We start from the raw sequence: 19,846 nt of genomic DNA, 5'->3' as shown, positions 1-19,846 counted from the left end.
GGAGGGGGGAGGAGAAGGTTCAGTCGACGGCCGCCGCCGCCGAGGCGGCGTCGTTGTCCGCTGCGGCGCGTGCAGCGCGGCGGGCGGCCAGTCGCGGCCGGAAGTGGTTGAAGGTCACCCACAGGCAGCCGATCGAGGCGAACACGCCGATCAGCAGGAAGACGTCGTTGTAGGCCAGCACATGGGCCTGCTGGGTGATCTGCTGCTGCAGCAGCGCCTGACCCTGCTGGGCGCGCAGGGCCGGGTCGCCGATGACGCGGGCATAGGCCCCGGACAGCTGTTGCAGGCGCAGGACGACGTCGGGATCGCCGAGGTTGATGCCCTCCGACAGTTGGCTGAAGTGATAGCGCTCGCGCACCGTCTGGATGGTGCCGATCAGGGCCGAGCCGAGCAGGCCGCCGAGGTTCTGGCCGAGGCCGAAGACGACGATGAAGCTGACCATGTTCTGGGCGCCCTTCTGGAGCACCTGGACCACGCCCTGCAGCATCGCCGGGCCGATGAAGAAGGCGGCGGCGAAGGCCATCAGCGCCTGGCTGAAGTAAAGCTGGGCCGGGCGGGTCAGCACGGTGGCATGGGCGTCCATGAAGGCCCCGATAGCGATCAGACCCAGCGCGATGGCGATCGGCTTGTTCAGCTTGGCCATGTTGAGGGTGAAGGCGCTGGTCAGGGTGCCGGCGGCGGTGGCCACGAGGATCAGCAGGAACAGACCGTGCATCTGGTCCGGGCCGACGCCCAGGATGGTCATCAGGCCCACGGCGCCGGCGGTCTGTTCCGACAGCACGATGCGCACGCCGACGATGGCCAAGGCCAGGCGGACGATGTCCGGACCGGCCATCCATTTCAGGTTTATCAGCGGCGTTTCGCGGTTGTACTCGACGACCAGGGCGGCGGTCAGGAGCACGATGGCGCCGATCAGGGCCCAGCCGATCCAGGCGGCTTCCGTCCACCAGACGACCCGGCCGAGGCCGAGCACGGCGCACAGCAGGGCGATGCCCGGGGCGAACAGGGCGAAGGTGACGAAGTCCAGCTTCTCGAAGGTCTTGAACTTCTCCGACGGCGGCAGGCGCAGGGCCAGGACGGCGGCGAGCGAGATCAGCGAAAGGCCCAGCTCGAACACGTGGAAACCGCGCCATTCGGACAGCTCGACCAGGTGGTTCGAGAACAACCGCACCGCAGGGATGGCCAGGCTGGAGGCGCCGATGCCGAGCACCAGTCCCTTGAGCCGGTGGGCGGCCGGGAAGGCCTGGATCAGGTAGAGGATGCCCAGCGAGGTCAGGGCCGCCGAGGCCATGCCGGCGAAGGCCCGCAGGACCAGCGTCGACTGATAGTCCTCGAAGAACAGGGCGAAGACGCCGATCACGGCGTAGGCGACCAGGAAGATCTGGGCGAACAGCCGCAGCCCGTACTGCTGGCGGAACTTGATCAGCAACAGGTTCATGCAGGCGTTGGTCATCACGAAGACGACCGGCAGCCAGGCCGCCTCGACCACGGAGGCGCCGAGCGCGCCGGCCACCTGCTGGGTGTTGGCGCTGATCATGGCCGAGCCGATGCCGCCCGTGGCGGTGACCAGCAGGCCGACGGCGGCATAGGCCAGCCGGTAGCGCAGGGTGTGGTCGGGCGTGGCCGGCGAGCCGGGCATCATCGGCCGCTCATGCGGCTTCAGGGTCTCGACATAGTCCGACCACGGCAGGTGGAAGTTCCGGCGGCTCATCAGCGCGCCCTCACGGCGTCCAGCACAAGCTCCAGCGTGCGGCGGGCCATGGCGTTCCGTTCGTCGGGCGCGGCGTTGTGCAGGCCGGCGCCCAACATCGAGGCCAGGACGCGGATGTCCGACGCCTCCAGGTCGCCCCGCACCGTCCCGGCCGCCTGCGAAAGCTTCAGCGACGGCGTAGCCGCCTCGATCATGGCGGCCCGCAACGGGGTCAGGATTTCCGCCGACGGCGCGGCGCGAACCACGCCGCCCAGGGCCGTGTTGCGGACCAGCCGCTCGGACAGGGCGGTGATGAAGTCCAGGAAGGCGTCGGGCTCGGCGGGGGCGGCGAAGCGCTCTCCCAGCTCGGCGACGTCGTCGAGCAGAACGGCCAGGGCGATCTCGGTGCGGCCGGGGAAGTTCCGGTACAGGGTCGCGCGGCCCACGCCCGCCCGCTCGGCGATGTGGTCAAGCGGGGCGTCGATGCCCTCTTCCGCGAACACGGCCCGCGCCGCCTGGAGCAGGGCGGCGCGCCGGTCGGCGGCGTCTTTTCTCAGCGGACGATCCATGATGGCGCGTAAGTGGACAGTGGTGTCCACTTGTTCAAGAGGCGGTCTCAGATTTTGCTCAGTTGTCATCCCCGACGCCGCGTAGCGGCGATCGGGGACGGGTCGGCTGATCGTTTGAGAGCTCCCGGAAATCGCGGCGCGATTATCCGGGAGACGGCTAGACCGTCCCGGCTCCCGGACAGCTGCTGCGCAGCTTCCGGGAGGGTGAGAATGTTGAACTGCAACGTCCCCGATCGCCGCTGCGCGGCGTCGGGGATGACAAGACCGGTTAGAGCGCCTGCTCCAGCGCCTCCGCCAGATCCCCCTTGCCGACGACCTCGACGCCTTCCAGCCCCAGCCAGCCCGCCATCAGCCGCAGCTCCGTCGCCAGCCGCGCCGCCGTATCCGGCCCGGTGTCCGGCTCGCGCCACGCCGCCTGCACCAGCAGCACCCCCGCTTTGCGGTCCGACTTCAGGTCGACCCGCGCCGTGATCGTCTCGTTCTCGAGGAAGGGCAGGACGTAGTAGCCGTGCGTCCGCTTGGGGGCCGGGGTGTAGATCTCCAGCCGCACGCGCACGCCGAACAGTTCCTCGGTGCGGTCGCGGGCCCAGATCAGGTTGTCGAACGGCGACAACAGGGCCGCCCCCTCGATCTTGCGCGGCTGTTTGGCGCCCTCCGCCAGCCAGGCCTTGCGGCCCCAGCCCTCGACCTTGACCGGGGTCAGCTCCCCGGCCTCGGCCAGTTCGGCGATCCGCGCCCGCGCGTCGGCCAGCGGCAGCCGGAAATAGTCCCGCAGGTCCGCCTCCGTCGCAACGCCCATGGCCCGGGCGGCGATGCGCACCAGCTCGCGCTGTGCGTCGGCCTCGGTGGGCGTGGGCAGGTCGAGGATGCGGGCGGGCAGGGCGCGTTCGGTCAGGTCGTAGATGCGCTCGAAGCCGCGCCGCGTCTTGGTTGTGATCAGCCCGGCCCAGAACAGCCACTCCAGGGCCCGCTTGCCGTCCGACCAGGACCACCAGCCGGGTTGCCCTCGGGGCCCCTCCGCGAAGTCGCCGCCGGTCACCGGGCCGCGCTGCTCGATCTGCTCCAGGATGCCGTCGATGTAGTCGCGCTTCTCGCGCCCGAAGCGCGCCAGTCCGGTCCACATCGCTCCCTCGCGGGCCCGCTCCATGCGCCAGCGGAACAGCGGCTGCAGCTCCATCGGCAGCAGCGAGGCCTCGTGGCCCCAGTATTCGAACAGGTTGCGCTTCGGCCCCCAGGCCTCGGCCTCCAGCGCCTCTCTCGGATAGGCCCCGAGCCGCGAGAAGGCGGGCAGGTAGTGGGTCCGCGTCACCACGTTGACGCTGTCGATCTGGACCACGCCCAGCTTGCGAACCAGGTCGCGGACATGCGTTCGGCCGGGCGCCGCAGGGCGGGCCCGGCCGAAGCCTTGAGCGGACAATGCGATGCGGCGGGCGGCCTTGGCCGAGAGCGTCTCTGTCACCAAGGCCGGGCTCGAAGGGCGGGGATCATCCCCGCATTCGTACTACGGCTGACCCTGCGCCGGGAGCCCCTGCACCGCCTGCACCATCTGGGCGAACTGGGCCCGCTCGCCGTAGGGGTCGGCCCCCTGCGCGCCCTGCGCCTGCGACAGGATCGAGGCCCAGCCGTAGTCCGCCGGCAGCCACGGATCGTTGCGCAGCTTCTGGCCGAAGGCGGCGACGGCCAGGGCCCAGCGCGTGCTCTCCGAGGGGCGGCTGGTCCCGCTGGCCACGGTCCGCTGCATCAGGCGCGAGCGGTCCTGGCCGGGCAGTTTGTAGCGGACCTGGACAAAGCCGATCTCGCCCGTCGGATCACCGCCCCCGACGCCGATGCGGTTGTCGTTGTAGCGGCGCTCGGGCATCTGGCTCGGACCGCCGACCGGGGTGATCTCGTACAGGGCCGTCACCGAGGCGCCCGAGCCGACCTCGCCGGCGTCGACGCGGTCGTTGTTGAAGTCTTCCTCGTTCAGGGCGCGGGTCTCGTAGCCGATCAGCCGGTACTCGGCGACGCGGGCCGGGTTGAACTCGACCTGGATCTTGACGTCGTCGGCGATCGGGAAGGCCCCCCGGTCGAAGGCCGGGCCGAACAGGCGGCGGGCCTCGTTCAGGTCGTCAACATAGGCCGCCACGCCGTTGCCGGCCTGGCTGATCGCCTGCATCCGCGCATCCTGGTAGTTGCCGCGGCCGTAGCCGTAGACCGACAGATAGATGCCCGTCTGGCGTTTGGCGGCGACATAGTCCTCCAGCCGCTGGTTGTCGGTGACGCCGACGTTGAAGTCGCCGTCGGTGAACATCAGGATCCGGTTGACCTTGTCGCGTCCGAAGGCCGCCTCGGCCTGGGCGTAGGCGTTGACCATGCCCTGCGCCCCGGCGGTCGAGCCGCCGGCGTCGAGGGCCTCGACAGCGCAGCGCAGCTTCAGCTTCTGCGTCCCCGGCGTCGGACCCACGGCAGTGCCGACGGCTGAGGCGTAATAGGTCACCGCCACCGTGTCCTGCGGACGCAGCCGGTCGATGATCAGGTTCATCGAGCGCTTGGCGAGAGCCAGCTTGTCGTCGCTCATCATCGAGCCGGAGACGTCGACCATGAAGGTCAGGTTCAGCGGCTTGCGCTGGGCCTCGGGCAGCTCATAGCCCTGCAGGGCCACGTGCACGATCTGCCGCCCCTGGGCCCACGGCGAGTCGACCACCTCGGTGGTGATGGCGAACGGCTCGTCCGCCGAGCGCGGCCGGGCGTAGCCGTAGTCGAAGTAATTCACCATTTCCTCGACCCGCACAGCGTCGGCCGGCGGCGCGTGGCGCTCGTCGATGAAGCGGCGGACGTTGGCGTAGCTGGCGGTGTCGACGTCGATCGAGAAGGTCGAGACCGGCTCCTCGGCCACGCGCCGCACGGGATTGGGGGTGGCGTCCAGATAGCGCTCGGTGTCGGCGGGGATCGGCATCGGCGGCGATATCGGCGTCGGCGCCCGCTTGCCGGCCATGTCGGCCTGCGGCGGCGCTGCCGAGTAGACGGCCCCGCGGTCGATCCGATTGCCGCTGACCACGACTTCGTCGATCGACATCTCCTGCTCGGCGCGCGCCGGGGCGCTCATCGGCGGGGGAGGGGGAGGAGGCGGCGGAGGCGGAGGCGGAGGCGGAGGCGGCGGCGCGGGGACGGGCATGTTCGGCGCCATGGTCGCGGCGCCGCCGATCGGACGGGCGCGGTAGTTCGCTTCCGGCCGGAGCTCCGGACGCAGCGGGACCCCGACAGCGGCGCAGGCCTCGTAGGAGACCTCCCCGTCGACGATCCGGTCGGGCGCCGCAGCGGCCAGGGCCGGAACGGGCGCCATGGGGGCGGCGATCGAGGCGGCCAGCACGGCGGCCAATGTGCGTCTCATCGGGTGGGCGGTCATGCGAGGGTCCCTCTATCCTGCGTATCCTGCACCTTCCCGCCGATCGCCGCCCGCGTCCCCTGACGAACCCTGATCTTGCGGGGTGGCGCTTCGCGGCCGCCGTCCCCACTATGAACGGCCAGGCTGACAGGGAATCGAGATGGCGGAACCGACGGGCGGACTCGAACTGGGCCATATCGCCGCCCTGCTCGCCGCGGGCGTGGTGGCCGTGCCCCTGTTCCGTCGGCTCAAGCTCGGCTCGGTGCTCGGCTATCTCGCCGCCGGCCTGGCCATCGGCCCGTTCGGCTTCGGCCTGTTCCGCGAGCCCGAGGTCATTCTCCACGTCGCCGAGTTCGGCGTGGTCATCTTCCTGTTCATCATCGGCCTGGAGATGCGGCCGACGCGATTGTGGAGCCTGCGCAAGGAGATTTTCGGTCTCGGCGCGGCCCAGGTGGCGGCGGCGGGCGGCCTGCTGACCCTGACCGGCATGGCCGGCGGCCTCAGCCTGCCGGTGGCCTTCATCGCCGCCATGGGCTTCGTGCTCAGCTCCACCGCCGTGATCATGCAGATGGTCGACGAGCGCGGCGAGATGGGCACGCCCCAGGGCCAGCGCGCCGTCTCCATCCTGCTGCTCGAGGACCTGGCCATCGTGCCGCTGCTGGCGGTGGTGGCGGTCATGGCCGGGGCCATGGGCCTGGGCGGCGACACCGCCCCGCCGCTGTGGCGCACCGCCGCCTTGGCCATCGCCGCGGTCGCGGGCGTCTATCTGGCGGGCCGCTATCTGATCAATCCGATCTTCCGCGTCCTGGCCCAGTACGGCGGCCGCGAGGTGATGACCGCCGCCGCCCTGCTGGTCGTGGTCGGCGCCGCCTGGCTGATGGACCTCGGCGGCCTGTCCATGGCCATGGGCGCCTTCCTGGCCGGGGTGCTGCTGTCGGAGTCGACCTTCCGCCACCAGCTGGAGGCCGACGTCGAGCCGTTCCGCAACATCCTGCTGGGTCTGTTCTTCCTCAGCGTCGGCATGTCGCTGGACCTGACCGTAGTGCTGACCGACTGGCAGGTCATCGTCGGCGGCGTCATCGCCTTCATGGCGGTCAAGGCGGTGGCCATCTACGGCATCGCCCGCATCTTCAAGGCCAGCGAGCGCGAGGCGGTCGAGCGGGCCGTGTTGTTCGCCCAGGGCGGCGAGTTCGCCTTCGTCCTCTACGCCGCGGCCCTGGCGGTCGGCATCTTCGACGCCCGCATCTCGGCCTCGATGACCGCCATCGTCATCCTGTCGATGGCCCTGACCCCGCTGACCACCCTGGCGGTCGGCCGGTTCATGCCGGCCTCGACCCTGAACCCCGACGACGCCGACGGCGTGGATCGGGCCAAGAACCTGCGCGAGCGGGTGCTGATCATCGGCTTCGGCCGCTTCGCCCAGGTGGTGTCCCAGCCGCTGCTGGCGCGCGACGTGGACGTCTCGATCATCGACATGGACGTCGAGATGATCCAGGCCGCCGGCAATTTCGGCTTCAAGGTCTACTACGGCGACGGCCAGCGGCTGGACGTGCTGCGCGCCTCAGGCGCCGGCGAGGCCGAAACCATCCTGGTCTGCGTCGACAAGCAGGAGGTCGCCGACCGCATCGTCGAACTGGTCAAGTCCGAGTTCCCCCTGACCAAGCTGTTCGTCCGCGCCTACGACCGCGGCCACGCCATCCGCCTGGTCCAGGCCGGGGTCGAGTACCAGATCCGCGAGACCTTCGAGAGCGCCCTGGTGTTCGGCTATCAGGTGCTCATCGACCTGGGCTTCAGCCACCAGGAGGCGGAGGAGACCATCGACGACGTGCGCAAGCGCGACGAGAAGCGCCTCTCGATCCAGCTGGTGGAGGGCATCACCGGTGGCCGCTCGCTGATGCGCGGCAACATCCGCACAACCGCTCCCGAGCCCTACATCAAGCCTCGCCACAAGGGGCAGGCGCTCAACGAAGAGGCCGACGCCGCCCTCGAACGCGAGGCCGAGGAAGAGCGGGAACAGGCCGGGAGCTGATCGCCGGTCAGTTGGCGGGCTGGCCCGCCTTGATCGCCTCGGCTTCGCGCAGATGGGCCTCGATCTTGGGGATCTCGGCGCGGGCGTGAGCGGCGAGCGGCGAGTCCTGGTTGGCGAAGGCGCGCTGCAGCGCCAGGGCCTCGCGGTGGGCGGCGATCTGCTGGTCCAGCCAGGTGGTGTCGAAATTGGCCGGCGCGGCCGAGCGCAGATTGTCGATCAGGCCCTGACGTCGCTCGTCGAGCGTGGTCGGCGCAGGCGTGTCCGGCGCGACCTGGTTGAGCGCCGCCCTCAGCGCCGTGTTCGATGCGGTGTGCTCGGTCAGGATGGCCTTGGCCAGGCGCTGGAGGCGATCATTCTTGGACTGCTCGATGGCGATCTGGGCCGACTGGATTTCGTACAGGTCGCCCGTGCCCGTGCCGGTCGCGTAGCCGGTGACGGTGGTCGCGTCGGCGACGGCTGACGCCTGCCCGACTGCGGCGGAGGCCATGTCCTGCGCCTTGTCGACGGGTTCGGGGGCCGTCTCTGGCTGATTGCAGGCGGCCAGCAGCATGGTGCAGGCTGCGCCTGCGAGAAGGAGTCTCAACATCGGGGGTCCTCCGTATTGAGGACGGGAAACCGAGCGGTGCAGGCCGCGGTTCCCCCGGGCGAGCTCAGACGAAGCGCGGGATCGGCCCCAGTTGCGGCGTCTGTCGGGCAGATCGACGAATTCCTCGTCGACAAAGCACCAGCCCCAACCCTCGGGCGGATCGTAGCCCTCGATGATCGGGTGGTGCGTCGCCCGGAAGTGCGCCGTCGCGTGGCGGCTGGGCGAGTCGTCGCAGCAGCCGACGTGGCCGCAACTCCGGCAGAGCCGCAGATGCACCCACCAGCCGCCCGTCTCCAGGCATTCCTGGCAGCCCTTCGAGCCGGGCGTGACCCGGTTCACGGTGGTCCCATGGCCGCAGTTCGACATCCGGCGTCTCCTGTTCGCCCCGCAGCTTCAGCGGCTTGCGCCGCTCGCTCAAGCCCCGAGTTCGCCTTCCCGGCCGGTTTCGCGTATGAGGCCCAGCCTTCGATCACCGCTCCGGCCCGTCCTTGTCCGATCCGCTCGCCACCGCCCGCCGCCTGTCCGTCGCGCCGATGATGGACTGGACCGACCGGCACTGCCGGGCCTTCCATCGCGCCCTGACGTCCAAGGCCCTGCTCTACACCGAGATGGTCACGGCCCCGGCGGTCATCCACGGCGACCACGAGCGCCTTCTGGGCTTCGACGCGCTCGAGCACCCGGTGGCCCTGCAACTCGGCGGCTCGGACCCGGCCCAGCTAGCCGAGGCGGCGCGTATCGGCGCCGCCTTCGGCTATGACGAGATCAACCTCAACGTCGGCTGCCCGTCCGACCGGGTGCAGTCGGGCCGCTTCGGCGCCTGCCTGATGCGCGAGCCGTCTCTGGTCGGCGAGTGCATGGCCGCTATTCGCGAGGCGGTCTCCGTCCCCGCCACGGTCAAATGCCGCATCGGCGTGGACGACCAGGATCCCGCGGTCAGCCTGTTCGAGACGGTCGACGCCTCGGCCGCCGCCGGCGTCTCGGTGTTCATCATCCACGCCCGCAAGGCCTGGCTGCAGGGGCTGTCGCCCAAGGAGAACCGCGACGTCCCGCCGCTCGACTACGCCCTGGTCCGCCGCCTGAAGCGCGAGCGGCCGCACCTGTCGATCAGCATCAACGGCGGCATCGCCTCGCTCGATGAGGCCGAGGCGCATCTCGACGCCGCGGACGGGGCGCAGCTGGACGGGGTCATGCTGGGCCGCGCCGCCTACCACGAGCCGGCCATCCTGGGTCAGGCGGACCGCCGCCTCTATGGCGCGGACAGCGCTGACGTCGATCCGTTCCTGGCGCTGGACCGCTACCGGCCCTACCTCGCCGCGCGGCTGGCGGAGGGCGTCCACCTGCCCGCCATGACCCGCCACATGCTCGGCCTGATGCACGGCCGCGCTGGCGCCCGCGCCTACCGTCGCATCCTCACCGTCGAAGGCGTCCGTCCCGGGGCGGGACTGGAGGTCGTCGACCGGGCGGTCGAGGCCGTCCGCGAAGCCGAGCTACAGGCCGCCCAAAGGGCCGCCGAACGGACGGTCGCCGCCTGACGGAATGGGCCCGAAATCGCGACTCGTTGGGCGAGAATTCCCGTTTTGATACAATGGCAAGTAGCCACCTGACAGGGTTCCCCCTGAGGCGACGGCGCCACAGCGCGGCATTAGTCGCAAAACCCGGGTTCGGGACGGGAACGCGGGGCGCGGACCTTGCATTGGCTCAGGTGGAGGAGAGCTTGTCATGCCTAAACGTCCACCCGCCCAGCCCGGACTGCGCATCGTGTCGACCGACGCGGAGGTCTACGATCTGATGCGTACCCCGGAAACCACCGCCGATCGGGTCCGTCGCTTGCAGATGGAAGCCCGCGCCCTGGCCGTCGAACAGGTCGAGGCGCTTGAGCGCGTTCTGCTCGAGGCCGCCCGCCTGGCCAAGGAGATCGCCGATGGGGGCGACGCCTATCCGATCGGCGCCCGGGAGATCGCCGGTCGTCTCGCCTCGGACCTGCCGGCCAAGTCCGAGACGCTGAAGGTCATCGTCAACCGCACGCTCTGACAGGGGCGGAGGCGATCCCGTCCGGCCGGGGCTGGCCGGACGCCGAAGACTAGGCGGGCCGCGTCTCGCGCCCGGTGCGAAGGCGTTTGGCCAGGCGGAAGACCACGATGGCCAGAAGCACCAGGGCGATCGGGATCAGGATTGGCGCCAGGAAGGCGATCAGAACGGTCACGAAGGCCAGCACGTCCTCGATGAAGGACACCACCGGATTGCCCAGTCCGCCCGTGGTCGCCGTAGAGCCGACCCGCACGCCCGTCTGGGCCGCATTGAAGGCCAGGGCCGCCGGCGCGCCGACAATCAGCCCGGCCACCGCCGCCATCGTCGGGTCGACCGCCCAGAACACGCTTCCCGCCGCCACCGCCCCGGCCAACGGTCGCGTCACATAGCCGGCTGCGTTCAGGGCGTGGTCCACCGCCGGGATCTTGTCGCCGGCGAACTCCACCACCGTCGCCACGCCCAAGGCCGCGATGGCCGGCCAGGAGACGATCCAGTCCATCTGCTCGATCAGCCGCACGCCGAACATCTCGAACCGCGCCGCCAGGGCCAGCATCAGCAGCGGCAGGAAGGTGCGCAGCCCCGTCGCCGAGGCCAGGCCCAGGCCCAACAGGGCGGGCAGCACCCACATCTGCAGCGGCCCGGCCGCCGCCTTGAGGGACTCCAGATCGACCTCGGGCATGGCTCCCTCCTGAATCAGCGTGGCGATAATGCGCGGAACACCGGTCCGCTCCATCGGCTTTCAGCACTCCCCGACCTTGAGGAGCTGACCATGGACGACCGTTTCGAAGACCGCGCCGAGAAGATCGCCGATCAGGAGCGGAAGATTCAGGCTGGTATCGACGCCAAGGACTCCAAGGGCGGGGGCGACAAGCACGAAGGCGAAAAGGATGGGGGCGCGGTCCAGGCCGGGGCCCGCAAATACCCCGAACCGCCCTTCCCCAAGCAACACCAGAGGAAGCCCGGCGATGAGGCGGCGCTGGACCCCGCGCCGATGTACGACGCCCCCTTCTGGAAGGGCTCGGGGAAGCTGGACGGAATGGCGGCGATCGTCACCGGCGGCGACAGCGGCATCGGTCGCGCCGTCGCCGTGCTGTTCGCCCGCGAAGGCTGTGACGTCGCGATCTGCCATCTCGACGAGGAGAAGGACGCCGAAGCGACGAAGGCGGCTGTCGAGGCCGAAGGGCGCAAGGCGATCATCTTCAAAGGCGACGTCGCCGACCCGACCTTCTCGGAGGCGGCGGTCAAGGCGACGCTGGACGCGTTCGGCCGGCTCGATGTGGTGGTGCCCAACGCCGCCTTCCAGGAGCATGTCGAGGCGTTGGAGGACCTGACCCTCGAGCATTTCGATCGCACGCTGAAGACCAACCTCTACGGCTACTTCAACCTGGTGAAGGCGGCCGTGCCCCACCTGAAGGCGGGCGGATCGATCGTCATGACCGGCTCGGTCACCGGCATCATGGGCAATGAGAACCTGCTCGACTATTCGCTGACCAAGGGCGGCATCCACGCCTTCGCCCGCTCGCTGGGCACGCACCTGGCCCCACGCGGCATCCGCGTGAACGTCGTGGCGCCCGGCCCGGTCTGGACCCCGCTCAATCCCGCCGACAAGGACGCCGAGGCGACGTCCAAATTCGGCTCGCAGACGGTGATGAAACGTCCGGCCCAGCCCGAGGAGATTGCGCCGGCCTTCGTCTTCCTCGCCTCGCCCCAGTGCTCCAGCTACATCACCGGCGAGGTGCTGCCGATCATCGGCGGCTACGGCGGCGGCTGACCTAGCGGCTCTTCGACGGCGCGGGCGGCGCGGCGGTCGGGCTGTCCTTCGACGGCCAGATGTCCTGGTAGACCTTCTCGCCGACGATGATGAAGCCGGTCAGCTGCGCCCGGATGTTGGCCAAGGAAGCGCCGCCCTCCAGCTCGATCTGGCGGTGAATGACATAGTCGTCGCCCTCCACCGCATCGGCCACGTACTGATAGGACAGCCGGCTCTCCAGCTCCCGCGAGTGGACCACGTCATCGACCTCGAACAGGCCGTTGACGCCCAGCGACTTGCACTTCTGCTTGGCGCCTTCGCCCTCGCAGTCCGTGCCGATCAGTACGACCTGCATCCAGTCGTCGAAGGTGACCCACAGCTGCAGGCCGTCATTGTCGTAGCTGACCTCGTTGACCACGCCGTTCTCGACGTCGACCAGCGCGCGGCCCTGGGTCTCGGTGAACTCGGTCCAGGTCTGGGCCGCGGCGACGCCGGGCGCGAGCAGGACGACAGCCGCGATTGCGATGGATTTGAACAGATTGGACATAAGCACCCCCGAGGGGTGCAACTCACCACGGAGACGCCGCCGAGCGCTAGTGTCAGGCGGCCACGTCGCGAAATTCGTTGTGACGCTTCAGCCAGGCCACCGCATAGCTGCAGCGCGGGACCAGCTTCAGCCGCTCGGCCCGCGCATGCTCCGCCAGGGCCTGCATGAAGCTCGCCGCCGCGCCCGTTCCGCGCAGTGAAGGTTCGGCTTCCACGTGCAGGATGATTCGAGCGTCGCCCTGAACCGCATAGTCGGCCCAGACGGTGCGCGTCTGGCCCTCCTCGTCGGTGAACCCTTGTTCGAAACGCTGGCGGGCGATGACGTCGCGGAGGTCGGTCATGATGCTACTGTGAAGTGTCGGTTGGCGGACATTACGCCAACCCCTTCGACCCCGGGTTGTTCCTCGCCGGTCAGCGTGAGGTCAGATTTGGTCTGACCGTGTCGCCGCGGCGCATCAGGGGGCCCGGCCGCCGAGCAGATTGAGCAGGCCCAGGACGCTCTTCACGGTGAACCAGACGGTCAGCAGGAAGAGGGCGAACAGGCAGAGGAAGCCGAGCGGGATCAGGATGATCGAGATGAAGCTGCCGATGGCCACGATCCACAGGCCGATCGTCCACCAGAACACCGACCAGAACAGGCTGATCTGCGCCTCGATGTGCTGACGCGGGAGGCCGGTGGCGGCGCCCTTTCCTGCGTAGGCGACGATCAGCCCGACCAGCACCAGCAGGTTCGCGCTAGGCAGGGACAGGATGTAGAGCGCCCAGGCGATGACCGCGGCGACCTTGCCTTCTTCTTCATGGCCGGCGGCGAATTTGGGCTCGCGGCGGTCTTCGGGGGCGGTCTCGGTCATCTCGATCTCCTCAGTATTGGATCCACCAGCCGCGCGGATCCTTGATCGCCTTGCCCTGTTGCAGGGCCCAGACGCCGGCGGCGCCGCGCGCAAGGGTCCACAGGGCGGCGGCGAACAGGACCGGCACGCCGAGCGCGAACGGCGCGGCCAGCAGGATGACGCCCGCCGCCGCTGCGACGGCCGCGGTCCACAGCGTCCGCTGCTGGTAGATGAAGTGCGATTGCGCCGCCGGATCCTCTGGACCGTCGCGGCCGGTCACGGCCAGCAGGCCGATCACCGCCGAGACCCCCAGGGTCGGCACGGCGAACAGGATCAGGGCGTAGACAGCGTACAGGCTCATGCCGCCTCCGGTGATAAGCTTGGACTCGGCGCGGCGCGGCGGCCGGTCGCGGAAGGCCGCCGAAGGTTCGACGATCGATCCCGCTTCGACCGGGCGCGGCCGGGGATCGTTGACGAGCTCCGATTCGGGGCGGGTCATCGCCGGGGCGGCCGCCGGGCGCTGGTCGAACAGGTCGGGCTCGCGCTCGTCCCGGGCATCCGCACGGGCGATCTCGGGGGCGGCCGGAGCCGGTTCGGGCGCGCGCGTACGGCCTTGCAGCGACGCCGGGGTGGCGAAGCCGATCAGGTCGTCGAGATCGTCGGGCGCATGGGGATCGCCGTGTTCGGCCATCGGGGGTCCTTCGAGTCCGGGATCAGAATGACGGCCCGGCGGCGGGCGTGCAACCGGGAACGGCTCAGCGCGCGAGTACGATCTCGCAGCCGGCGGCGGCGGCGTCGCCCAGGGCGCCCGGCTTCTCGATCCGCACCGTGCACCGACGCACCCGCGGGTCGGCCAGCAGGGCCAGGGCCAGGCGTTCGGCGAAGGTTTCGACCAGGCCGACATGGCCCTCGTCGGCGATGGCCCGAGCGGCCTCGCCCACCGTCTCATAGTTGATGGTGTCGGCCAGCCGCTCGACCGGCGCCGGCTCCAGCTCCAGGGTCGCGTCGATGACCAGCTGCTGCCGGCGGCCGTGCTCATGGTCGTAGACGCCGATGCCGGCGTGCACGTCGAGCCCGCGTACGAACACGGTCAGGCCTTCGCGACGGGGCGCTTCGCTGGACGGGAAGGGCAGGGGGGAGGACGAGACCACGACTTACTCCACGATGTCCGGGGTCTTCCAGGCCAGGTGCTGGCCGCCGTCGACGGCGATCATCTGGCCGGTCACCAGTTCGGCGTCGATCAGCCAGCGCACCGCCCCTGCGACCGCCTGCGGGCTGCCGGGCCGGGCCAGCAGGGTGTTGCGCGCCTCGGCGTCGAAATCGGCCTGGGTCTGGTGGGTCGAGGGCAGGGTGGGACCGGGGCCGACGCCGTTCACCCGGATGCGCGGCGCCAGGGCCTGGGCCAGGGTGCGCGTCGCCCACCACAGGCCGTTGCGCGACAGGGCGTAGGAGACGAAGCGCGGATCGGGCTTGAGGACCCGCTGGTCCAGCAGGTTGACGATCGACGAGCCGTCCGGCGCCTGGGCCGCGAAGTCTTCGGCCAGCACGATCGGCGCGCGCAGATTGGTCTCGATGTGGGCGTCCCAGGTGTGACGGCCGAGACCGCCGACGCGGTCGTCCTCGAACACCGAGGCGTTGTTGACCAGCACGGCCAGCGGCCCGCCGATGGCCAGGACGGCGGCCGGGATCAGGCCGCGCACCTCGCCCTCGTCGGACAGGTCGGCGGCCACGGTCGCGGCGCGAACGCCCAGCGCGCGCGCCTGCTCCGCCACGGCCTCGGCCTCGGCGGCGGACTCACGGTGATGGATGACGACGTCGAAGCCGGCCCGCGCCAGCTCAAGGACGATCGACCGGCCGATGCGCTTGCCGCCGCCGGTGACCAGCGCGGCTCCGCGACGGATGGACTCAGTCAACCCGGCCGAACTCGAGGTAGTTGATCAGGCCGAGGACGGCGACGAAACCGAGGATGATGTAGAGGGCCAGCATCGAATGCTCCTTGTTGCGCCCGCTGATAAAGCGGCGGGCGCGGCTGTTCAAGCGGGCGGCAGGCCCTATCGTTCATCCCATGACCACCTGGCGCGCCCGCATCGAGCCCCTGATCCGGCCCCTGTTCTTCACCTATGTGCGGATCAGCCGGGGCATGACCCTGGGCGTGCGCGGGATCGCCGTCGACGGCGAGGGCCGGGTGCTGCTGGTCAAGCACACCTATCTGCACGGCTGGTGGCTGCCCGGCGGCGGCGTCGAGCGCGGCCAGACCGCCGAGCAGGCCTTGGCCGACGAGATGCGCCAGGAGGCTGGACTGCTCATCGAGGGCCGCCCGACCCTGGTCAGCATCCACTCCAGCGAGCGCCATTTCCGCGGCGACCACGTCCTGGTCTACCGCATCGACCGCTTCAGCCTGACCGACCGCACCCACCTGAACGAGATCGCCGAGATCGGCTGGTTCGACCCCGCGGCGCTGCCCGAGGACACCCACCGCGCGACCCGGGCGCGGCTGGCGGAGGTGTTCGGCGGGCAGGCGTGCGATCCGGCGTGGTGAGGGCCGGCGTCGAAGCTAATCCGCCCTGTCGGTCGCGGGAGCCCCGCCGACCGTGACGGCCTCGGGCCCAGGCGGCGGCCGATGGGTCAGCCGCACGCCCTTGAGCCATAGCTTCAGCGCCTCCCAATGGATGGCGACGATGACCTTGAGGGTGAGCAACGGCATGGCGGCGACTGCGAGCGCCAGTTGGCGGTCGGTCAGCGATCGTCGATGGGCCGCCAGCGAGGCGGTCAGCAGCGGCCCTTGGTCGTCGGCGGCGAGGATGGCCAGGTCAAGGCGCCCGCCGGGCGCATGGACCCTGAACTGATAGTCCATGTCCATGCCGAGGAAGGGGGAGACGTAGAGCGCCTTGGCCGCGCCCTGCCGGATCCGGCCGCTGGCCCGGTCGGCCTCCGCGATCGGAATGACGTAGGCGTGGTGCTCGCCGAAGGTGTTGGCGACCTCATAGACCATCGCCGCCAGCGCCCCGTCCGGCAGGTGGCAGTAGTAGACGCTGATCGGATTGAAGACGTAGCCGAGCACCCGCGGCATGGTCAGCAGCCGTATCGGGCCCCCGCCGATGTCGACTCCGCCGCGGGCCAGGCAGGCCGTGACATGGCTGCGCAGGTCGCCGCCGGAGCGATCGCCGTGGTCCCGGTCGTAGAGGGCCAGCACGTTGAACCGATTGCGCGAAAACAGCCGCAGGCGCCGGTCCAGCCTGTCGATCTCCGCGAGATCGAGCAGAAGCCAGAATACGCGGTACCGAAGCCGGTGTTCGCGCGGCCGCAGGCGATGATGCCGAACCTCGCCGCGATAGAGGGCGGACGCCTCGGTCAAGCGGCGACCCCCGGCTCTCGGAGACGTAGGGCCGGCAGCGCGATGCGGCCGCTCTCGTCGGCGACCGACCACGGACGGCGCACGCCCCCGAGTTGCTCCGCCACGGCGAGGCCGGCCTGCAAACCGTCTTCATGGAAGCCTGCGCCGAAATAAGCCCCGCAGTACCAGACCCCGCCATGCCCCTGCAGGTCCCACAGCCGCTTCTGGGCCTGCAGCGCCTGCGGGTTGAAGACAGGGTGCTCGTAGATCTCGCTGCGCAGCAGGGTGTCGGGCCGCGGCGGCCGCGGCGGGTTCAGGGTCACGAAGACGTCCTGACCGGGCAGCCCCTGCAGCTTGTTCATCCAGTAGGTGACGCACAATCCGTCGTCGACGCCGATATAGTTCCAGCTCGCCCAGGCCCGGCGCCGCCGCGGCATCAGGCCGGCGTCCGTATGCAGCAGGGTGAGGTTGCGGCTGTAGCGGAAGGCTCCGAGGAGTTCGGTCTCCTGCTCGGTCGGCTCGGCCAGCATCGTCAGCGCCTTGTCGGCATGGGCGGCGATGATCACGTGGTGGAAGCGCTCGACAGCGCCGTGGTTGTCCTGCAGGACGACACCGCCTTCGGCCCGGTGAATGGCCGTGACGCCTCGATTGAGACGGATGTCGGTGATGCCGGCGGCCATCCGTTCGACGTAGGTCCGACTGCCGCCCTCGACCGTCCGCCACAGGGGGCGTTTGGTCAGGTTCATCAGGCCGTGATTGCCGAAGAAGCGGATGAAGGCCTCCGCCGGGTAGTCCATCAGCAGCTGCGCCGGCGACGACCAGATGGCCGCCGCCATGGGCAGCAGGTGATCATCGCGGAAGGCCTCGCTGAACCCTTCTCGCTTGAGGTAGGCGCCGAGGGTGAGGCCGGGATCGATGCCCGCCGACAGCGCGCCGGGCGCATCGCGGTAGAAGCGGATGATTTCGCCGAGCATCGCCCAGAACCTGGGCCTGAGGGCGTTGCGGCGCTGGGCGAAGAGGCCGGGCGCGGCGTATTCGAACCGGCCCTGGTCCATGGACACCGCAAACGACATATCGGTCGCCCGGCTCCGGATCCCAAGATGGTCGAACAGCGCGATCAGGTTGGGATAGGTCGCGTCATTGAAGCAGATGAAGCCGGTGTCGACGGCGACGGTCCCCGACGACAGCGCGGCGGTGACCGTATGGGAATGGCCTCCCAACCGGTCCGCCTTTTCGTAGAGGGTCACGCGATGGCGCTGCGACAGCAGCCAGGCGGCGGACAGGCCGGCCACGCCCGAGCCGACGACCGCGACCTTCAAGGGGGTGTCGGAATCAGGCGACATGACGGCTCCGAGGACTGACGCCTGCGGTGTGCAGGCGTGTCGAAGTACGTCGGACGTTCGTCATTGGATCGTCGGTGATCCAGACATCGCCGCAAAGCGTAGTAGGGTTCATGCATGTCCAGGATGCCGCGCCCGAAGCGAGACGGTCGATCCGTATGAAGCATCCGGAGGCGGACCCTCAGGCGCACGACCGGCTGATCGAGGCCGTGGCGCTGCGGCGTGACCGCGAGGCGTTCGCCGAGCTGTTCGCCTATTTCGCGCCGCGGCTGAAGACGTGGCTCATCCGGTCGGGCGCGACCCCCAATGCGGCCGAGGACTTCGCGCAAGACGCCATGCTCACGGTGTGGAGAAAGGCTGATCTGTTCGACGCGCGGCGCGCCGGGGCGGCGACATGGATCTTCGCCATCGCCCGAAATCGCCGCCTCGACATGCTGCGCCGCGATGCGCGGCCCCTGCCGACGCCCGAGATCGACCCGGCCGGCGACGGCGTGCCTCGCCCTGACGAGATCGTCTCCATGCAGGAGGACGCCCGTCGGGTCCGCGACGCCCTGTCCCGACTCAGCGCCGATCAGGTCGAGGTTCTGCGCCTGGCCTTCTTCCTCGAGCGCCCGCACTCCGAAATCGCGAACCGGCTCGGCCTGCCGCTCGGCACCGTCAAGTCGCGCATCCGCAACGCCATGATCAAGCTCCGAACGATCCTCGGACCGCCGGAGGAGACGACCCGATGAACCCCGCCCGCAATCCGTCCGAAGACCGTCTGCTGGCCTATGCCGCCGGAACCCTGAGCCCGCCCGAGGCGGTGGTCGTCGCGGCCCATCTGGCGCTGCGCCCGGCCAATGACGCCTGGGTGCGCCGGCTGCAGGCCGTCGGCGGCGTCTTGCTGGAGGAGACGCCGCCTGCTGCGCTGTCCGACGCCGCCCTGACCCGGGCGCTGGCCCGGATCGACGCCGACGCCGGTGAAGCCGCGGCGGCGCCGATGACCAATGACATGGCCGATCTGCCCGAGCCGCTGCGGCGCTATGCGCTCGGCCCGTGGCGCTGGGCCGGGCCGGGCATCCGGGTCCGCGACGTGCTGGCGCCGCGAGACGGCGACTGCCGCGTCATCCTCCTCGAGATCGCCCCCGGTCAGAAGACGCCCCGGCACACCCATCGAGGCGTCGAACTGACCTGCGTCCTCAAGGGGGCCTACGCCACCGAAACCGAACGCTTCGAGGTCGGCGACTTCGAGGAAGCCGACGACGAGGTGCTGCACCAGCCGCGGGTCGTCTCCGACGAGCCGTGCCTGTGCGTCGCGGCGCTGGACGGTCAAATCGAGCTGGACGGCTGGCTCGGCCGGCTGATTCAGCCGTTCGTGAAGCTGTAGATCAAGCCGGCCCGCGCAGCAGGCGCATCACCGCGGCGCAGGCCAAGCCGGCCGCGCTCCCGCTGACCACCACCCCCCAGGCCATGTCGATCAGCGACAGCTTGAGACTCCAGGTCTTGAGCGTCGCCAGGTTGGTCAGGTCATACGTGCCATAGGCGAACAGGCCGAATAGCCCGCCCCACAGCAGCGCTCGCTTCCAGTTCTGGTCGGCCAGCCCCGGCAATACCGCGAAGAAGGTCAGGCCGGCGGCATAGAGCGCATAGAAGGCGATGGCCGGGACAAGGCGGAATTTCTCGGCCAGCATCTCCCCGACCAGCGGCCGGTAGAGCCGGCCTCCCATGGCCCCGAGCCAGACGGTGTCGATCACGGCGAAGATAATCAGGGTGGCGGCGTAGGCGACGACGACGTTCATCT

General features: G+C 69.9%; 23 protein-coding genes. 7 read left to right on the top strand and 16 right to left on the bottom strand.

Translation table 11 applies throughout. The features are described from left to right. Positions 1-19 precede the first annotated feature (19 nt). The 4 genes from ASC65_RS09645 to ASC65_RS09630 form a co-directional block, all read right to left on the bottom strand. Positions 20-1,711, bottom strand: a complete 1,692-nt coding sequence (locus ASC65_RS09645) for an MFS transporter (RefSeq protein ID WP_056452012.1) — start codon at positions 1,709-1,711, stop codon at positions 20-22. Next, a complete protein-coding gene (locus tag ASC65_RS09640) occupies positions 1,711-2,259 on the bottom strand; it encodes a TetR/AcrR family transcriptional regulator (RefSeq protein ID WP_056452009.1) in 549 nt (182 codons plus the stop codon). The genes ASC65_RS09645 and ASC65_RS09640 overlap by 1 nt, the downstream gene beginning before the upstream one ends. 268 nt (positions 2,260-2,527) lie before the next feature. Next, the gene (locus ASC65_RS09635) at positions 2,528-3,718 is read right to left on the bottom strand and encodes a winged helix-turn-helix domain-containing protein (RefSeq protein WP_056452675.1); all 1,191 of its coding nucleotides are present in this window, start codon (positions 3,716-3,718) and stop codon (positions 2,528-2,530) included. A gap of 42 nt (positions 3,719-3,760) precedes the next feature. After that, entirely contained in the window at positions 3,761-5,629 is a 1,869-nt protein-coding gene (locus tag ASC65_RS09630) for a vWA domain-containing protein (RefSeq protein WP_235561465.1), read from the bottom strand. A 154-nt stretch (positions 5,630-5,783) separates the two neighbouring features. Here ASC65_RS09630 and ASC65_RS09625 point away from each other — a divergent pair, with 154 nt between their 5' ends. Further along, a complete protein-coding gene (locus tag ASC65_RS09625; protein WP_056452003.1) occupies positions 5,784-7,652 on the top strand; it encodes a monovalent cation:proton antiporter-2 (CPA2) family protein in 1,869 nt (622 codons plus the stop codon). 7 nt (positions 7,653-7,659) lie between these two features. Here ASC65_RS09625 and ASC65_RS17590 read toward each other — a convergent pair whose 3' ends face one another. Continuing rightward, the gene (locus tag ASC65_RS17590; RefSeq protein WP_235561464.1) at positions 7,660-8,604 is read right to left on the bottom strand and encodes a DUF4142 domain-containing protein; all 945 of its coding nucleotides are present in this window, start codon (positions 8,602-8,604) and stop codon (positions 7,660-7,662) included. Between the two features lie 167 nt (positions 8,605-8,771). Here ASC65_RS17590 and dusA point away from each other — a divergent pair, with 167 nt between their 5' ends. Together dusA and ASC65_RS09605 are read left to right on the top strand one after the other, a co-directional pair. After that, complete coding sequence (gene dusA, locus ASC65_RS09610) at positions 8,772-9,770, top strand: tRNA dihydrouridine(20/20a) synthase DusA (protein WP_056452672.1); 999 nt, start codon at positions 8,772-8,774, stop codon at positions 9,768-9,770. Positions 9,771-9,957: 187 nt separating this feature from the next. After that, positions 9,958-10,269, top strand: coding sequence for a hypothetical protein (locus ASC65_RS09605; protein ID WP_056451997.1), 312 nt, complete (start codon positions 9,958-9,960; stop codon positions 10,267-10,269). Between the two features lie 49 nt (positions 10,270-10,318). Here ASC65_RS09605 and ASC65_RS09600 read toward each other — a convergent pair whose 3' ends face one another. After that, the gene (locus ASC65_RS09600; RefSeq protein ID WP_082526001.1) at positions 10,319-10,945 is read right to left on the bottom strand and encodes a DUF4126 domain-containing protein; all 627 of its coding nucleotides are present in this window, start codon (positions 10,943-10,945) and stop codon (positions 10,319-10,321) included. 90 nt (positions 10,946-11,035) lie between these two features. Between ASC65_RS09600 and ASC65_RS09595 the strand changes: the two genes are divergently transcribed. Beyond that, the gene (locus ASC65_RS09595) at positions 11,036-12,037 is read left to right on the top strand and encodes an SDR family oxidoreductase (protein ID WP_082525967.1); all 1,002 of its coding nucleotides are present in this window, start codon (positions 11,036-11,038) and stop codon (positions 12,035-12,037) included. A 1-nt stretch (position 12,038) separates the two neighbouring features. On the opposite strand, the gene ASC65_RS09590 is transcribed toward ASC65_RS09595, so the two are convergent. The 7 genes from ASC65_RS09590 to ASC65_RS17725 all read right to left on the bottom strand — a co-directional run bounded on the left by ASC65_RS09590 (position 12,039) and on the right by ASC65_RS17725 (position 15,429). After that, positions 12,039-12,563, bottom strand: coding sequence for a hypothetical protein (locus tag ASC65_RS09590; RefSeq protein WP_056451994.1), 525 nt, complete (start codon positions 12,561-12,563; stop codon positions 12,039-12,041). A 52-nt stretch (positions 12,564-12,615) separates the two neighbouring features. Further along, on the bottom strand, positions 12,616-12,903 hold the full coding sequence (locus ASC65_RS09585) for a GNAT family N-acetyltransferase (RefSeq protein WP_082525966.1): 288 nt from the start codon (positions 12,901-12,903) through the stop codon (positions 12,616-12,618). Positions 12,904-13,017: 114 nt separating this feature from the next. Beyond that, on the bottom strand, positions 13,018-13,413 hold the full coding sequence (locus ASC65_RS09580) for a hypothetical protein (protein WP_200939821.1): 396 nt from the start codon (positions 13,411-13,413) through the stop codon (positions 13,018-13,020). Between the two features lie 10 nt (positions 13,414-13,423). After that, positions 13,424-14,083: a hypothetical protein gene (locus tag ASC65_RS17585; RefSeq protein ID WP_082525965.1), complete on the bottom strand. Its 660-nt coding sequence runs from the start codon at positions 14,081-14,083 to the stop codon at positions 13,424-13,426. Positions 14,084-14,147: 64 nt separating this feature from the next. Continuing rightward, a complete protein-coding gene (folB, locus tag ASC65_RS09570) occupies positions 14,148-14,543 on the bottom strand; it encodes a dihydroneopterin aldolase (RefSeq protein WP_235561463.1) in 396 nt (131 codons plus the stop codon). Positions 14,544-14,546: 3 nt separating this feature from the next. Beyond that, positions 14,547-15,305, bottom strand: a complete 759-nt coding sequence (locus tag ASC65_RS09565) for an SDR family oxidoreductase (protein ID WP_082525964.1) — start codon at positions 15,303-15,305, stop codon at positions 14,547-14,549. Then, complete coding sequence (locus tag ASC65_RS17725; RefSeq protein ID WP_268750059.1) at positions 15,298-15,429, bottom strand: hypothetical protein; 132 nt, start codon at positions 15,427-15,429, stop codon at positions 15,298-15,300. Before ASC65_RS17725 ends, ASC65_RS09565 begins: the two co-directional genes overlap by 8 nt. A gap of 28 nt (positions 15,430-15,457) precedes the next feature. Between ASC65_RS17725 and ASC65_RS09560 the strand changes: the two genes are divergently transcribed. Further along, positions 15,458-15,931 (top strand): NUDIX domain-containing protein, encoded by a 474-nt coding sequence (locus ASC65_RS09560; RefSeq protein ID WP_056451992.1) that lies wholly within the window; start codon positions 15,458-15,460, stop codon positions 15,929-15,931. A 15-nt stretch (positions 15,932-15,946) separates the two neighbouring features. Here ASC65_RS09560 and ASC65_RS09555 read toward each other — a convergent pair whose 3' ends face one another. Both ASC65_RS09555 and ASC65_RS09550 read right to left on the bottom strand, forming a co-directional pair. After that, on the bottom strand, positions 15,947-16,747 hold the full coding sequence (locus tag ASC65_RS09555; RefSeq protein ID WP_056451991.1) for a DUF1365 domain-containing protein: 801 nt from the start codon (positions 16,745-16,747) through the stop codon (positions 15,947-15,949). After that, positions 16,744-18,069: an NAD(P)/FAD-dependent oxidoreductase gene (locus ASC65_RS09550; protein WP_056451989.1), complete on the bottom strand. Its 1,326-nt coding sequence runs from the start codon at positions 18,067-18,069 to the stop codon at positions 16,744-16,746. Before ASC65_RS09550 ends, ASC65_RS09555 begins: the two co-directional genes overlap by 4 nt. A gap of 155 nt (positions 18,070-18,224) precedes the next feature. Between ASC65_RS09550 and ASC65_RS09545 the strand changes: the two genes are divergently transcribed. Then, positions 18,225-18,797, top strand: coding sequence for a sigma-70 family RNA polymerase sigma factor (locus tag ASC65_RS09545; RefSeq protein ID WP_056451988.1), 573 nt, complete (start codon positions 18,225-18,227; stop codon positions 18,795-18,797). After that, positions 18,794-19,432 (top strand): cadmium/peroxide/UV radiation responsive anti-sigma factor ChrR, encoded by a 639-nt coding sequence (gene chrR, locus ASC65_RS09540; protein ID WP_056451986.1) that lies wholly within the window; start codon positions 18,794-18,796, stop codon positions 19,430-19,432. Before ASC65_RS09545 ends, chrR begins: the two co-directional genes overlap by 4 nt. Before the next feature lies 1 nt (position 19,433). Here chrR and ASC65_RS09535 read toward each other — a convergent pair whose 3' ends face one another. Beyond that, positions 19,434-19,844 carry a DUF2177 family protein gene (locus ASC65_RS09535; RefSeq protein ID WP_056451984.1) on the bottom strand — a complete coding sequence of 137 codons (411 nt, stop codon included), beginning with the start codon at positions 19,842-19,844 and terminating at the stop codon, positions 19,434-19,436. Positions 19,845-19,846: the final 2 nt, after the last annotated feature.

The sequence above is a fragment of the Brevundimonas sp. Root1279 genome, assembly GCF_001425945.1.
Lineage (GTDB): Bacteria > Pseudomonadota > Alphaproteobacteria > Caulobacterales > Caulobacteraceae > Brevundimonas.
The sequence above is the reverse complement of the archived record's forward strand: the minus strand, read 5'-3'. Positions and strand labels throughout refer to the sequence as shown.